Source organism: Rhizobium sp. N621 (assembly GCF_001664325.1).
Classification (GTDB): domain Bacteria; phylum Pseudomonadota; class Alphaproteobacteria; order Rhizobiales; family Rhizobiaceae; genus Rhizobium; species Rhizobium esperanzae.
In genome coordinates this window covers 33,909-47,619 of sequence record NZ_CP013496.1, presented here as the reverse complement: position 1 = coordinate 47,619, position 13,711 = coordinate 33,909, and the positions used below count along the sequence as shown (strand labels likewise).

Below are 13,711 nucleotides of genomic sequence, written 5' to 3'. Positions count from 1 at the left end.
CAGAGGAGGAACGTCATGACACATCGGATAAAGCTCATTCTTGCCGGCGCATCCGCGCTTCTGGCCTTGGCCGCGGCCAGCCCGTCGCATGCAGAAACCACGCTGTCTTTCCTGATCGACAACAACCCCGACACGGTCGCGGCAGCCGAAGCACTGGTTGCGGCCTACCAGACCAAGGCGCCCGACGTGACGATCGAAATCGAGCCGCGGGCAGGCGGCGGCGAGGGTGACAACATCATCAAGACGCGCCTGGCAACGGGCGAGATGTCCGATGTGTTCCTCTATAATTCCGGCTCTCTCTTACAGGCGCTGAAGCCGGCGCAGACACTTGTCGATCTGAGCGGTCTCGCCTCGCAGGCGAAGGTGGATGAAGGCTTCAAATCTGTGGTCAGCGCCGGCGGCAAACTCTACGGCGTTCCTTTCGGCACGGCCATGGCGGGCGGGATCCTCTACAACAGGAAGATCTATCAGGATCTCGGCCTCGCCGTTCCGAAGACATGGGCGGATTTCATGGCCAACAATGCCAAGGTCAAGGCTTCGGGCAAGATCGCCGTGGCGCAGACCTATCGCGATACCTGGACATCGCAGCTGTTCGTTCTGGCCGACTATTACAATCTGCACGCCGCAGTGCCGAACTTCGCCGCCGACTATACCGCCAACAAGGCGAAATATGCGGAGACGCCCGCCGCCACAAAAGGTTTCGAACGGCTGAAGGATGTTCACGACGCCGGCCTGACGAACGAGGATTTCGGCGCGGCAAGTTATGACGACGGCCTCAGAATGGTGGCGACCGGCGAAGCGGCGCATTATCCGATGCTGAGCTTCGCCATTGGCGCCATCAAGCAGAATTATCCCGAGAATCTTGCAGATGTCGGTTTCTTCGCGCAACCGAGCGACGATGCGGCAACGAACGGACTGACGGTCTGGATGCCGCCCGCCCTCTATATTCCCCTGACCAGCCAGCACGCAGAAGAAGCGAAGAAATTCGTGGATTTCGCCGGCAGCGTCGAAGGCTGCAAGATCATGGTGGAAACCAACACCGTGCAGGGGCCTCCGCTGATCGACGGCTGCGATCTGCCTGCCGACGTACCGCCCGCCGTAAAGGACATGCTCCCCTATTTCGACGCCAAGGGAAAGACGACCCCGGCATTGGAATTCGTATCGCCGGTGAAGGGCCCGGCTCTCGAGCAGATCACCGTCGAAGTCGGTTCCGGCATTCGCCAGCCCGCCGAGGCAGCGAAGCTCTATGACGAGGATGTGCGTAAACAGGCCAAGCAGCTCGGCCTGCCCAACTGGTAGCGGTCGTTCGGGCCAGCTAACCTCGCTCCTGACGGGGCGAGGTTTCCCCGATCGAAGAGGTAGTCATGACCGAGACACGCCCGCACCCGCGCAAATCGCCCTACCCGCTGTGGTTTTTCATTCCCGCCGCCATCATTTACGGCGTGCTGTTCCTTTTTCCGACCATATCGTCTCTCTGGTACAGCCTGACGCGTTGGGATCTCTCGACGGCGCAATTTATCGGGCTTGAAAATTTCCAGCAGTTCTTTTCCGAACCGTTCTTGGTCAAGGGGCTGGTCAACACCCTGATCTATGCCGTGACGACATCCGGCTTAAAGACGGTCTGCGGCCTGCTGCTCGCCGTGCTGCTGACCAGCAATATCTTCGCCCGCGGCTTCCTGCGCACGCTGGTCTTCTTTCCCGTGCTGGTCTCGACCATCGGCATAGGCATCACCTTCACGGTGATGATGCATCCGACCAAGGGCATCATCAATGTTACGCTCGAGACGCTTGGAATGCCTGGGCCGGGATGGCTGACCAATCCGGCGATCGCGCTTTTTTCGGTGGCCCTGGTCGATGTCTGGAAGGGTGTCGGCCTCGCCACCCTGATTTTCATTGCCGGTCTCGCTGCGATCAGCCCCGATTATTATGAGGCGGCGAGGATCGACGGCGCCACGCGCCTCCAGCAATTTTTCCGCATCACCCTGCCGCTCGTGCGTCCCGCCACGGTCATCGTGGTGACCTTGTCGCTGATCGGTGGGCTCCGTTCCTTCGACCTGATCTGGGCCATGACCCGGGGCGGACCCGGTTTCTCCTCCGATGTGATCGCCTCGGTCATCTACAAGCAGTACCAGGCTGGTTTTTATGGGCTGTCGACGGCCGGAAACGTCATTCTGTTCGCGCTGATTGCCGTGATCATCCTGCCCTTCACCCTGTGGTTCAACCGGCGCGAGGTCGAGGAATGAGAAGCGTCCGCCCCTATGTGACAGGCGCGATAGCCCTTGCCGTCGCGGCCGTCATCTTCGTCATGCCTTTCGTTTTCGTCGCCCTGCAGGCGGTGAAATCCAAATCGGAGGCTTCCCGGCTCGATTTCGAATTTCCTGAGCATTGGCTGTTCTGGGACAATCTCGTCGCCGTCTTCAAGGCGCGCGACTATCAGCTCGTGCTTGCCTATTTCAATTCGACGCTGATCACGGTCGTTTCCGTCGCGATCCTGATCCTGCTGTCGGCGATGGTCGGATATGTGATGCAGCGCCGTAAGACGGCGTGGAACCGCGTGGCTTTCGCAGCGCTGTTCATGGGCCTGATGATGCCGCCGGCCGTTGTTCCCACCATCGGTCTTTTGCAGGATATCGGCCTCTTCAAGACCATGACGGGAATGATTCTGATCCAGGTTGCCTATAATCTCTCCTTTTCGGTCCTGCTCTATCGGTCGTTCATCTCGACCATCCCGCGCGATCTCGACGAGGCGGCGCTGATTGACGGCGCCAAGCCCCGGCAGATCTTCTTCCGGGTGGTCCTGCCGCTACTGAAGCCGGTGACCGTGACCAATATCGTCGTCCAGTCGATCGCGATCTTCAACGATTTCACCAATCCGCTCTATTACCTGCCGGGCAAGGAGAATGTGACGGTGCAGCTGACGCTCTATAATTTCCAGAGCATGTATTCGAGCCAGTATAATCTGCTCTTCATGAACATTCTCCTCGTGACGATCCCGCCGCTGATCGTCTTCATTTTCTTCAACCGCCAGATCGTCGCAGGCATGACGTCAGGCGGAGTCAAAGGGTAGCAGAATGGCTGAGCTCACTCTCAAACAGGTTCGCAAGAGCTTTGGCGCTCTCGAGGTCATCAAGGGCGTCGATCTGGAGGTTGCCTCCGGCGAGTTCGTCGTCTTCGTCGGCCCGTCGGGATGCGGGAAGTCGACGCTGCTGCGCATCATCGCCGGCCTGGAAGAGACGACCTCGGGTAGGCTGACCATCGGCGGCAAGGACGTGACCTATGCGGAACCTTCCGAGCGAGGCATCGCCATGGTGTTCCAGAGCTATGCGCTCTACCCGCATATGACGGTTGCCGAGAATATCGGCTTCGGACTTTCGCTCGCCCGCCGCCCGAAGGCTGAGATCGCCGAAAAGGTTGCGGCGGCGGCCGAAACGCTGCAGCTCACGCATCTGCTTCAGAGAAAACCGAAAGCGCTTTCCGGCGGCCAGAGGCAGCGCGTCGCCATCGGGCGCGCCATCGTGCGCGATCCCAAGGTCTTCCTGTTCGACGAGCCGCTCTCCAATCTAGATGCCTCGCTGAGGGCGCAGATGCGCCTGGAGATTTCGGAACTCCACGCCCGTCTGAACTCGACGATGATCTATGTCACCCACGACCAGGTCGAGGCGATGACAATGGCCGACAAGATCGTCGTTTTGAACGGCGGCGCCGTCGAGCAGATCGGCAGCCCGATGGAGCTCTACCGCAATCCCGCCACACCCTTCGTCGCCGGCTTCATCGGCAGCCCGAAAATGAACCTCTATGGCGGCGAGACGGCACGGCGGATGAACTGCACCACCTACGGCATCCGCCCGGAACATGTCAGACTTTCGGAAGGCACCGGCCAGTGGCAAGGCAGAATCCGCCATGTGGAACGGCTCGGCGCCGACGCGATCCTCTATCTCGATGTCCCCGAACTCGGCGAAATGATCGTGCGCGCCGAAGGCGAAACGCCTTTCGGGCCTGGCATGACGGTCTGGGCAAACCCGCTGGAGGGAGCGGAACACCGGTTCTGAGTCCGGGTTAAAGCCCACATCGAGGAGCAATCCCACCGACCGAAGATCCCGCCCTCACGGCTGTTTGTTTGAGAGAGCCGCCAGATCCTCTTTGAGCCGGACCGGCAGATTCATCCGTTCGTGAAGAATGCTCATGACACCAAGATCGCCGTTCTTAAGCTCGCGAAAGAACACGTAATGATGTTCATAACGACCGAAATAGGCTAACCGCTTGATGTCTGCCGGAACTGCCAGACGTTGCGGAAGCTGTCGCCAGATCGACCGATCCTCGCACAAACGCTGCAAATAGGCGTGCAGCCCGAGAATGTAGGCATCCGCCTGCTTCTCTCCCCACGCCTCAATCGTGTCGCGCCAAATCTTGTCCTGCGCGTCGTCAGCGCGCGGATAAAATCGATAGGCCACCATCAGGCTTATCGACGCTTGTTGCGGCGGATGACGTCTTCGGCCGAAACCGCGACGAATTCGCTGTCTTCAGCCCGCATCGCCGGCGCAAGCTCTCTTTGCAGCATGTCCCAAGCCTCGTTACGGGTCTGCAAGTCGCGGCGAATGAGCGCACGAATATACTCGCTGGCGTTTTCATAAAGGCCGTCATCGCCGACCTGCTGCTGGATATGATCCTGCAACTGCCCACTGACCTTCACATGAATGCTACCCGATGCCATCGGCATACCCCTTCGTTTCGTCTATGATGGGTAGCGTAGCACATATTGTCAATATTCATCACGCACGCCTCCGTAGCTTGATAACCGGTCGGGTTCAGCAGCGCTAAGGCGAGCAGCAACCCTCACGTCGGGGCCGGATGCTTGACGGAAGACCGTTAGTTGCAAAGCCGTGACACTCGTTAACAACCATCCGGAGGAATGCCGGGCAACTTGCCTTTGTATCATTTAGTCTTTAAGGACGCCCCAATTTCCAAGGCGTAGGGGTTGAACTAGCATGTCACATGACCAGACCATATCTTCGGACCTTGGCGTGACGGCCGGCGATCTTGATCGCTATTTTACATTTCTCCGCCATGTTCTCGTGAATGCAGCCGCGTCGCGGCCGGGTGACGAAAGCCTCGATTATGCAACTGCGATGAGTGAGGCCATGCGGCTGGCCCGCGCTACCCATGATGCCGGCCGGAAGATCATCTTCATCGGTAACGGCGGCAGCGCCGCAATTGCCAGCCATATGGCGACGGACTACTCCAAAAATGGCGGACTCCGCGCCATGGCGATGAACGACGGGGCGACACTGACCTGCCTCTCGAACGACCTCGGCTATGAGAACGTCTTCGCAAAGCAGATCGAAATGCATGCGAATGAAGGGGATCTGCTGATCGCCATCAGCAGTTCAGGCAGATCGGAAAGCATTACCAAAGCCGTCGGCACCGCCCGCGAAAAAGGTGGCGCCGTTATCACCTTGAGCGGTTTTGCTCCAGGCAATCCGTTGCGCGCGCTCGGCGATCTCAACTTCTACGTCGCTTCCGACCAATATGGCTACGTGGAGATCGCCCATCTGGCGATCTGCCATGCCATATTGGATTTTTCCTGCGGCCTCGTCCCGCCCGTCCTTTCCTAAGAGCCTGATTACGCGCATGAATTTTCCCCACATCCACGATCCGGAATTGATGCTTCTTACGCCCGACGACGACGTTACCGACCCTGAGGTAACCATCCTCGTCCCCTCGCTGAACGAGGAATTGACGATCGGAACCTTCGTCGACTGGTGCCGTCAAGGCATCGCGGCAAGTGGTGCGGCGGTCGAAATCCTCATTGTCGACAGTTCGACCGATCGCACGCCGGAAATCGCCCGTGAACGGGGCGCGCGCGTGTTGCGGACGCCGAAGCGCGGCTTGGGCAGAGCTTACATCGATGCCATTCCTTTCGTCCGCGGCAAGTTCATCATTATGGGCGATGCGGACTGCACCTATGATTTTCGCCAGATCGCACCCTTCATCGAGGCCTTCCGGAAGGGATCTGAGTTCGTCATGGGCTCGCGGTTCAAGGGCACGATCGAAGACAATGCGATGCCGCCGCTGCATCGCTATTTCGGAACGCCGCTGACGACGTGGATTCTCAATCGGATGTTCGGCAGCGGCTTTTCCGACATCCATTGCGGCATGCGGGGCATCAGCGTCGATGCGCTGCTTCGCATGGATCTCCGCTCGCAAGGGTGGGAATACGCCTCGGAAATGGTGCTGAAATCCGTGCATATGGAGCTTGCGACGACCGAGGTGCCGATTCACTTCCTGAAGGATCCGGAAGGACGGCTGAGCCACATGAAGCGCCGAGGCTGGATGGAGCCCTGGCGCGCCGGCTGGCGCAATCTGCAGGCGATGTTTGTCTACGGGTTCGATTTCTTTCTCGTCTGGCCGGGTCTCCTGCTTCTGGCCCTCGGCTTGATCATAATGTTGCCGCTGCTCACCGGACCTATGTCGATAGCAGGCGTGCGGTTCTCCTCGAATGCCATGCTGTTTGCGATGGCTCTGGCCGTCCTTGGTCAATCAATGCTGATTTCGGCAGCGATCGGTCGGGTGATTTTTGACTATTCGGGACATGTGCAGCCTCGCCTCGAGCGGCTTCTTCCGTACAATGCAACGATATGGGGATCGGTTATCGCCGTTCTGGCAGGCGTTTTGCTGGCGGTTCCGCTCTTCGATTCCTATGTCGGGAACGGCTACGTGCTGCCCGAGATCGGCATCGAGACCAACTGGGCCGTCTTCGGACTGTGGCTTATCATCACGGCGTTCCAGATCTTTATATCAGGGCTCATGATACGAGCCCTCGGGGTTATGCTGCCAGTCAAGAAGCCTGCGCCGCCTCTCGCGGGATAAAACCACGAAAGGGCTATCATGATCGTAGGCTGGTGTACGGTTCTTTCCATAATATTATGGGGCCTCGTGATCGACAGAGGCATTGTTGCCCGGCTCAACCGACGTTGCGATCAGCCCTTTCGAGACGGCATCGATTTTCTGTTCAGCGGTGTTCTGCCGGCTCTGGCGATATCCGGTGGCGCGGCCACTATTCTTGGCGCGTTTCATGGATTGAGATGGGAAATCGTTCTTCCCATAGTGGCAGCCTCGATGATCTGGCGGCGGCGCGATCTCGTCGCCGTTCTCTGCGACCTGGCTTCGCTGCTTCGTAAAATCACCGCTGGAACGAAAAGCGGAAATCCGTTGCCGGCGCTTGCCGCCTTCGCATGCATCATACTCGGCTATGTCTCGAGCGTTCTGGCCCAATTTCCGTCCGGTATCGCCGACGTGTGGGTTTTCCACATTCCTCTCGCAAACAGCATCATCGAACACGCGGGTTTTGTGTCGCCGCAGATCGACCATCCCTTCTACGGCAATATTCCGCTCTTCTTCAATCTGCTGTTTGCGCTCGTCATGATGGTCAGTGGTCACTGGACCGGCGCGTCCGTCATGAACATCGCGATTTTCTTCGGGTTTCTGTTTCTGCTTTCAAGCTGCGCCAGCCGTTGGCGGGCATGCGGCTTTTTCCTGGTGGCCGCTCTGATCCTCAGCATTCCCTTCTTCAGGGGGAGTGTCGGCGAACCGATGACGGATCTGGCCCGGTCGTGTTTCTCGGTTGCCGCCGTGCTTTTCCTGTGGCGTTATCTGGAAACCCGGCGCCCGGCGGAGCTTTTCCATGGTGCGCTCGTGCTTGGGGGTGCGGTCGGAGGAAAATATACGGAACTGCAAATGGTCGGCCTGATAGGGCTGGCATTGCTGCCGACGCTTCTCAGGGGACGGGTGTCGCTGCCGCTCTTTCTGTCATGCCTCTGCGCATTCCTTGCAGTCGCGGGCTACTGGTATGCGAGAAACCTGATCGTCCTCGGCAATCCGATCTATCCCTTCATGTTCGGTCATCCGGGCCTCACCGACGCCTGGATGGCGGATTACATGCTCGAATTGGGCCGGGCTTTCGATCCCGCCAACCGGCATTTCGTGACGAACCTCGCAACTCTGCAAGGCTGGCGCGACTTTCTGCATATTCTTTACGAGTGGTTTCTCGAGAGCAAGCCGAATGCTTTCGTCGCGCTCGCTTTGATATTGGCCGGCCTGGCAGTGGCTTTCCGGCGCATCGCATTTCTCGCAGCGATTACGGCTGCCATGTTTGTGATATGGTACACCGTTATGTTCAATCACATCAGGTGGGCAACGCCAGCCTATCTGCTTTACTTTTCGACCGGGTTTATCGGCGCCTCGCTGGTTCGCGAACGGCTGGATCAATGGCTCGACCGACGGGTGCTGCCGCAGATAGCCCCCCTTGCGAAAATTGCCTCTTCGCCGGCAAGCTTGATCGCCAGCCCGGTGATTATAGGCCTGCTGGCCGGGGGCATCTGGATTTCTCACTGGCATCGAATGGGCGGCAGCGACATCGATCCCGTCAAGGCGAAAGAGCTCGACGTCGTGTTTGGGCTGATCAGCGTCGACAAATATATGGAGAGTCATCGCGAAGCCTATTTCATGTACCGCTACATCGCAGATCACGACCTGCGAGCCGTATTTCAGCCTTTCGATACCGCAAATACATTACTGTCCACCGCTTATAACGACGGTCGCGACGGCGGCTGGCAGTTGCCCCGCCACGTGCTGCCCGCACCGGGGTCGGATATCGATGCCTTCATCAGGGACAATCGCATCGGCTATTTCATCGTTCCCCCGGATGCCGACAGCGCGTTCCTCGCCGAGCGCATTGGAGCGGACAAAATCGTGATGGCCAATAGCGTCATAGCGCACATGATGCCTCGCTCATCGCTGATCTTGACGGATCGGTTCGGCTGGAAGCTCTACCGTTTCGACACGGATCGGGCATCGTGACCACTCCCTCCTCCCGCGCATTGCTTCGCATCGGCATCCCGGTTCTGAAAGTGGCGGTCGCGCTTGGCCTCGTCCTATGGATCGCGCTTAGGGTCGATTTTGCAGAAGGCTGGGCGGCGATCCAGACCCTGTCGGTGACGACCATCTGCGTCAGCGTCTTCCTTCTTCTCTTGCAGGCCCTGCTTTCGGCGTGGCGGTGGTGCCTTCTATCGGAGATGATCGGGCAGAGGCTGAAAATATCAGGCGCCATGAATCTCTTCATGCAAAGCCTCTTTTACAATCAGGCTCTTCCAAGTCCCATTCCGGGCGATGCCGCACGCATTTTCGGCGCCCTCAAATATGGCTTGACGATCCACGAAGCCACGCTCGGCGTCGTCATGGACCGTATCCTCACGCTGTTCGGACTGGCGGTCGTTGCGCTGATCGGTCTGATCATCATGCGGGCGTTTTACGGGCACGACTTCCCAATCCCCTATCTCACCGAACTCACGGCCCTCGGCGTCGCGGGAATCATCGCATCGGCCGTGGTGTTCAGCTGGCGTCGCCATCTCTTCGTTCGGCTTCTTCCGGAAAAACTGCACGCGTTGAACGAGGCGCTGGGGGCTTTTCTCACCCACCGGAGAATGCTCGGAATATTTCTATTGACCCTCGCCATTCACGGCTTGGGTGTCGTCTCGCTTGAGATCCTCGTTCTCGGCCTTGGTCTCCCGCTCGACTGGGGTCAGGCCGCCGCCGCTTTCCCGCCGGTCCTGTTGATCGCCATGGTCCCGATTTCCGTCGGAGGATGGGGCCTGCGCGAAGGCGGCATGATCATTTCACTTGCGGTGTTCGGCATCGGCACGACGGACGCCGCGACGCTGTCGGTGGTTTTCGGCCTGTTGCAGCTTGTGGTCGGCTTGGCCGGTGGTGTATTCGTCCTTTCGCGTCCTCATACGGGAAAGATCAAAGCGCTCTGAAGAGCCTTAACAGATCATATGGAGCTGCCGACATGCATGCCTTGGTAACAGGAGGGGCCGGATTTATCGGCAGCCATCTCTGCGATCGCCTCTTGGACTCGGGTTATCGGGTAACGGCAATCGACAATTTTCATCTTGGTCGGATGCGCAATATAGATCATCTCCAGGGCCGGGCGGATTTTCGCTTCCAGAAGCTTGATATGCTCGATCGGGAGGGCATGGATCAACTCTTTGCGGCGGATCGTCCTGATGCCGTTTTCCATCTCGCCGCCAATTCCGATATTGCCGCGGGCAATACCAATACGGAACTGGATCTGCAGTTGAACCAGCTGACGACGACGACACTGCTTGCCATCATGCGCAAGCATGGTGTCGGCAGGCTCTTCTTTGCCAGCACTTCTGCGGTGTTCGGCGAAGCCGAAGGCAATATTCACGAGGTTCACGGCCCCTTGCAGCCGATCTCGTTCTATGGCGCCAGTAAGCTTGCAGCGGAGGCCTATCTGTCCGTCTATGCTCTGTCATTCGGCATCAAGACGCTGGTGCTGCGCTTTCCCAACGTCGTTGGCGAACGTTCCACCCACGGTGCAATCTACGACTTCATCAACAGGTTGAAAGCGGATCCGACGAAGCTTCAGGTCCTCGGCAACGGAAGGCAGACGAAGCCCTATCTCTATGTCGGCGACCTGGTGGACGCGATTCTCCTGGCCTGGAACAAGGCGCCCGGCGCCTATGAAGTGTTTCATGCCAGCGGCATCGGCGAAACCTCCGTCCGCGATATTGCCGAGATCGTGGTCTCGAAGGTCGCAGCCGGAGCCGCTATCGAATATGGAAGCGAGGATCGCGGCTGGCTGGGCGACGTTCCGCGCTTCAGCTACGACATCAGTAAACTGATAGCGCTGGGCTGGTCGCCGAAGCGAAAGTCGACGGAAGCGGTTGAACTCGCCGTGGAGCGGATTCTGGCGAATGGGTTCTGACACCGCTATCCGCGAGGCAATCATTATTGCCGGAGGCCTTGGAACGCGCGCGCGCAGCATGACGGGCGATGCCATTCCGAAAGCCCTCCTGCCGATCGACGGCGTACCGATCATTCTCAGGCAGATCCGCGTCCTCGCCCGCGAAGGCGTTCGGCATGTGCGCGTGCTCGGCGGCCACCTCGGCAGCCAGCTCGAGCCTGCTCTCGGCCCGGAAGCTGAAAAGCTCGGTATTACGATCGAGGTCTTCGTGGAGACGTCGCCGCTCGGCACGGCCGGCTGCCTGACGACTTTGGACACGGTCGCCGACGATGTCCTGATCGTCTATGGTGACATGCTTTTCGATCTCGATCTGTCGGCGCTGGCGCGGCATCGCCGGCAATTTCCCGCCGCCCTGACGATCATCGCCCATCCCAACGATCATCCCCGCACATCCGACATAGTCGTTCAGAAGAACGGCTATCTCACGCGCCTCTTGGCTCGCAAGGCGCCACGCGATGCGGATTGGCGCAATCTCGTGCCGGCCGGCTTGTACGTGGCTTCCGGTCAGTTCTTCGAGACCCTCCTGCCGGGCCACCAGGCCGACATGATCCACGATGTCATTCCCGATCTTCTCGAGCGCTCGATCCCGGTCGCAATCTACGACACGCCCGAATATATGAAGGATACCGGATCTCCGAGCCGGCATGCCGCGGCGGCAGAGGATCTTAGGCAGGACCGTGTCCATGCAATCCACTTGTCGGTCCGAAGACCCGCGGTGTTCTTCGATTGCGACGGCGTGCTCAACGAAGACGTCGGCGGCCATGGCGTCATTCATCCCGACCAGGTGACGTTGGTCGGCCGCGCCGGCCAAGCGGTACGGCTCGCCCGCGAGGCAGGCTTCCTCGCGGTCGCGGTAACGAACAGGCCGCAGGTCGCCAAAGGCCTGCTCGACGAAGCCGGCCTGGATCATGTTCTCGGTCGTCTGGAGGCCGAGCTGGCCGAAGACGGCGGCGTCCTGGATCGCATCTACTTTTGTCCGCATCATCCGGACAAAGGATTCCCCAATGAGGTGCCCGAACTCAAGATCGATTGCGCTTGCCGCAAGCCCGGAGACCTGATGATCCGCCAAGCCATGGCGGAACTGCCGATCGAAAAAACGAGATCCGCCATCATTGGCGACAGCCTGCGCGATATCGGTGCGGGCCGCAAAGCCGGAATCTGGGCCTATGGCGTCCGGACCGGTTACGGCGTGCGGGACGATAGGAGCTATCCTGCCGCAGAAACGGGAATCCCCCACGCCGATCTGGTCTTCGACACGGTCTATGATGCTGTTCGCTTTCAATGCAGCTACCACGACATTGGGCAAGCTCTCTTCAAAGCGATTGATGAGCGGCTTTCCAATGCGGCAGGCCCGCTGCTCGTAGGCATATGCGGTCGTTCCCGCTCAGGGAAAAGCACGTCCGCGCATGCCGTACAACGCCTTCTCTCGGAAGCCGGGCGCAGCGTGCTGCGGCTGGAGCTCGACCGCTGGATATTGCCGCTCGAGCATCGCCGGCCCGATATGGATGCGGAAGAACGCAACAGGGTGGATGATTATCCCGAGATCGTCAGAATGCTGCGTCAATCCGGACGGGTCGAGGCACCGGGTTACGACACGGCAAGCCGTGGCCAGCATGCATCTCCGACGCTCTACGATGCGCGTGGTGCCGACGTGATCCTTCTGGACGGTATCTTTGCCGGACATGCGTCGATCCGCGAGGACGTTGATATGACTGTCTTCGTCGAAGCCTCACAGCAGGCGTTGCTGGATCGCTTTCACAAGTTTTATGCCTGGAAAGGCCTAACGCCAGCGGCGGCCGAAGAGCTCTTGAAGTCGCGAATTCAGGAAGAGTGGCCGAGGATCGATCTGCAGCGGACATCGGCCGACATCGTCATCAATCTCGAGGAGGCACTCCTTTGATCGTTTCTTCCGCACCTTTTCGCGTCAGCTTCGCCGGCGGCGGCTCGGACATCGCGTCCTATTACCGTCGTCAGGCGGGCGCAGTATTGTCCTGCGCGATCGCCAAATACAGCTTCGTGATCGTGCACAACTATTTCAACGAAAACAAATATCATCTCAAATATACGCGAACCGAGCTTGCCGATGGCCTTGAGGATATTGCCCATCCGCTACTGCGCGAGGCCTTGCGCATGCACCGGGTCGAGCCCGGCATCGAAGTCGCTTCCGTCGCCGACATTCCCTCCGGCACCGGTCTCGGATCATCCAGCTCCTTTTCCGTGGCGCTGATCAACGCGCTTTATGCTCACCGGTCGCGCTTTGCCTCCAAGGATCAGTTGGCGGAAGAAGCCTGCAGGCTCGAGATCGATATCCTGAAGGAGCCGATCGGCAAACAGGACCAGTACGCAGCCGCCCATGGCGGCCTGAACTTCATCGAGTTCAATTCCAATGGCGGCGTGAACGTGCAGCCCGTCGTCCTCAGCTCCGAGAAGATGGCTGAGCTCGAGAGCAATATCCTGCTGTTTTTTACCGGAAGCCAGCGCGATACGCGCTCTGTGCTGTCAACCCAGGTGCAGGCGATGGAGACGGACGAGGACAAGTTCCGGACCGTCGAACGCATGGTGCAACTGGCCTACGAAATGCGCGACATCCTGATGAGCGGGGATCTCAGCGCCTTCGGCGAAGCGCTGCACCGCGGATGGATGATGAAGCGCTCGCTGACATCGCAGATCACCAACAGCGCGATCGACGAGTTTTACGATGCGGCCCGCGCGGCCGGCGCGATCGGCGGCAAGCTCGCGGGTGCCGGCGGAGGGGGCTTCCTCGTCCTCTATTGTCCGAAAGACCGCCAGGCAAAAGTCCGGCAAGCGCTCTCGCAGCTCAAGGAGATCGAGTTTCGTTTCGACTGGAGCGGCGCGCGCATCGCCTTTGCACAGTAGAGGGTGTTG

At 59.2% G+C, this 13,711-nt stretch carries 14 protein-coding genes; 11 read left to right on the top strand and 3 right to left on the bottom strand.

The genetic code is table 11. From position 1 onward, the window contains the following. Positions 1-15: 15 nt before the first annotated feature. From AMK00_RS21435 to AMK00_RS21420, 4 genes are all read left to right on the top strand, one after another. Positions 16-1,299, top strand: a complete 1,284-nt coding sequence (locus AMK00_RS21435; RefSeq protein ID WP_064811822.1) for an ABC transporter substrate-binding protein — start codon at positions 16-18, stop codon at positions 1,297-1,299. A gap of 65 nt (positions 1,300-1,364) precedes the next feature. Then, a complete protein-coding gene (locus AMK00_RS21430) occupies positions 1,365-2,243 on the top strand; it encodes a carbohydrate ABC transporter permease (protein WP_064811821.1) in 879 nt (292 codons plus the stop codon). Next, the gene (locus tag AMK00_RS21425) at positions 2,240-3,067 is read left to right on the top strand and encodes a carbohydrate ABC transporter permease (protein WP_064811820.1); all 828 of its coding nucleotides are present in this window, start codon (positions 2,240-2,242) and stop codon (positions 3,065-3,067) included. Before AMK00_RS21430 ends, AMK00_RS21425 begins: the two co-directional genes overlap by 4 nt. A gap of 4 nt (positions 3,068-3,071) precedes the next feature. Further along, on the top strand, positions 3,072-4,049 hold the full coding sequence (locus AMK00_RS21420) for an ABC transporter ATP-binding protein (RefSeq protein WP_064811819.1): 978 nt from the start codon (positions 3,072-3,074) through the stop codon (positions 4,047-4,049). 54 nt (positions 4,050-4,103) lie between these two features. On the opposite strand, the gene AMK00_RS21415 is transcribed toward AMK00_RS21420, so the two are convergent. Beyond that, entirely contained in the window at positions 4,104-4,454 is a 351-nt protein-coding gene (locus AMK00_RS21415) for a type II toxin-antitoxin system RelE/ParE family toxin (RefSeq protein ID WP_064811818.1), read from the bottom strand. Between the two features lie 5 nt (positions 4,455-4,459). Next, the gene (locus tag AMK00_RS21410) at positions 4,460-4,711 is read right to left on the bottom strand and encodes a ribbon-helix-helix domain-containing protein (protein ID WP_064811943.1); all 252 of its coding nucleotides are present in this window, start codon (positions 4,709-4,711) and stop codon (positions 4,460-4,462) included. Positions 4,712-4,985: 274 nt separating this feature from the next. Here AMK00_RS21410 and AMK00_RS21405 point away from each other — a divergent pair, with 274 nt between their 5' ends. Then, positions 4,986-5,612 (top strand): SIS domain-containing protein, encoded by a 627-nt coding sequence (locus tag AMK00_RS21405; RefSeq protein WP_064806732.1) that lies wholly within the window; start codon positions 4,986-4,988, stop codon positions 5,610-5,612. A gap of 16 nt (positions 5,613-5,628) precedes the next feature. Continuing rightward, positions 5,629-6,867 (top strand): glycosyltransferase family 2 protein, encoded by a 1,239-nt coding sequence (locus AMK00_RS21400; RefSeq protein ID WP_064806730.1) that lies wholly within the window; start codon positions 5,629-5,631, stop codon positions 6,865-6,867. Between the two features lie 54 nt (positions 6,868-6,921). On the opposite strand, the gene AMK00_RS33100 is transcribed toward AMK00_RS21400, so the two are convergent. Continuing rightward, a complete protein-coding gene (locus AMK00_RS33100) occupies positions 6,922-7,368 on the bottom strand; it encodes a hypothetical protein (protein WP_237350489.1) in 447 nt (148 codons plus the stop codon). Here AMK00_RS33100 and AMK00_RS21395 point away from each other — a divergent pair. Genes AMK00_RS21395 through AMK00_RS21375 form a run of 5 tightly spaced genes read left to right on the top strand, consistent with a single transcriptional unit; the run spans position 7,348 to position 13,702 of the window. After that, a complete protein-coding gene (locus AMK00_RS21395; RefSeq protein ID WP_237350488.1) occupies positions 7,348-8,856 on the top strand; it encodes a hypothetical protein in 1,509 nt (502 codons plus the stop codon). The genes AMK00_RS33100 and AMK00_RS21395 overlap by 21 nt on opposite strands. Continuing rightward, the gene (locus AMK00_RS21390) at positions 8,853-9,812 is read left to right on the top strand and encodes a lysylphosphatidylglycerol synthase transmembrane domain-containing protein (protein ID WP_064811816.1); all 960 of its coding nucleotides are present in this window, start codon (positions 8,853-8,855) and stop codon (positions 9,810-9,812) included. The genes AMK00_RS21395 and AMK00_RS21390 overlap by 4 nt, the downstream gene beginning before the upstream one ends. Before the next feature lie 32 nt (positions 9,813-9,844). Then, entirely contained in the window at positions 9,845-10,786 is a 942-nt protein-coding gene (locus AMK00_RS21385) for an NAD-dependent epimerase/dehydratase family protein (RefSeq protein ID WP_064806725.1), read from the top strand. Continuing rightward, on the top strand, positions 10,776-12,725 hold the full coding sequence (locus AMK00_RS21380; RefSeq protein WP_064811815.1) for an HAD-IIIA family hydrolase: 1,950 nt from the start codon (positions 10,776-10,778) through the stop codon (positions 12,723-12,725). Before AMK00_RS21385 ends, AMK00_RS21380 begins: the two co-directional genes overlap by 11 nt. Next, complete coding sequence (locus tag AMK00_RS21375; protein WP_064806721.1) at positions 12,722-13,702, top strand: GHMP family kinase ATP-binding protein; 981 nt, start codon at positions 12,722-12,724, stop codon at positions 13,700-13,702. Before AMK00_RS21380 ends, AMK00_RS21375 begins: the two co-directional genes overlap by 4 nt. The last annotated feature ends 9 nt before the right edge of the window (positions 13,703-13,711 follow it).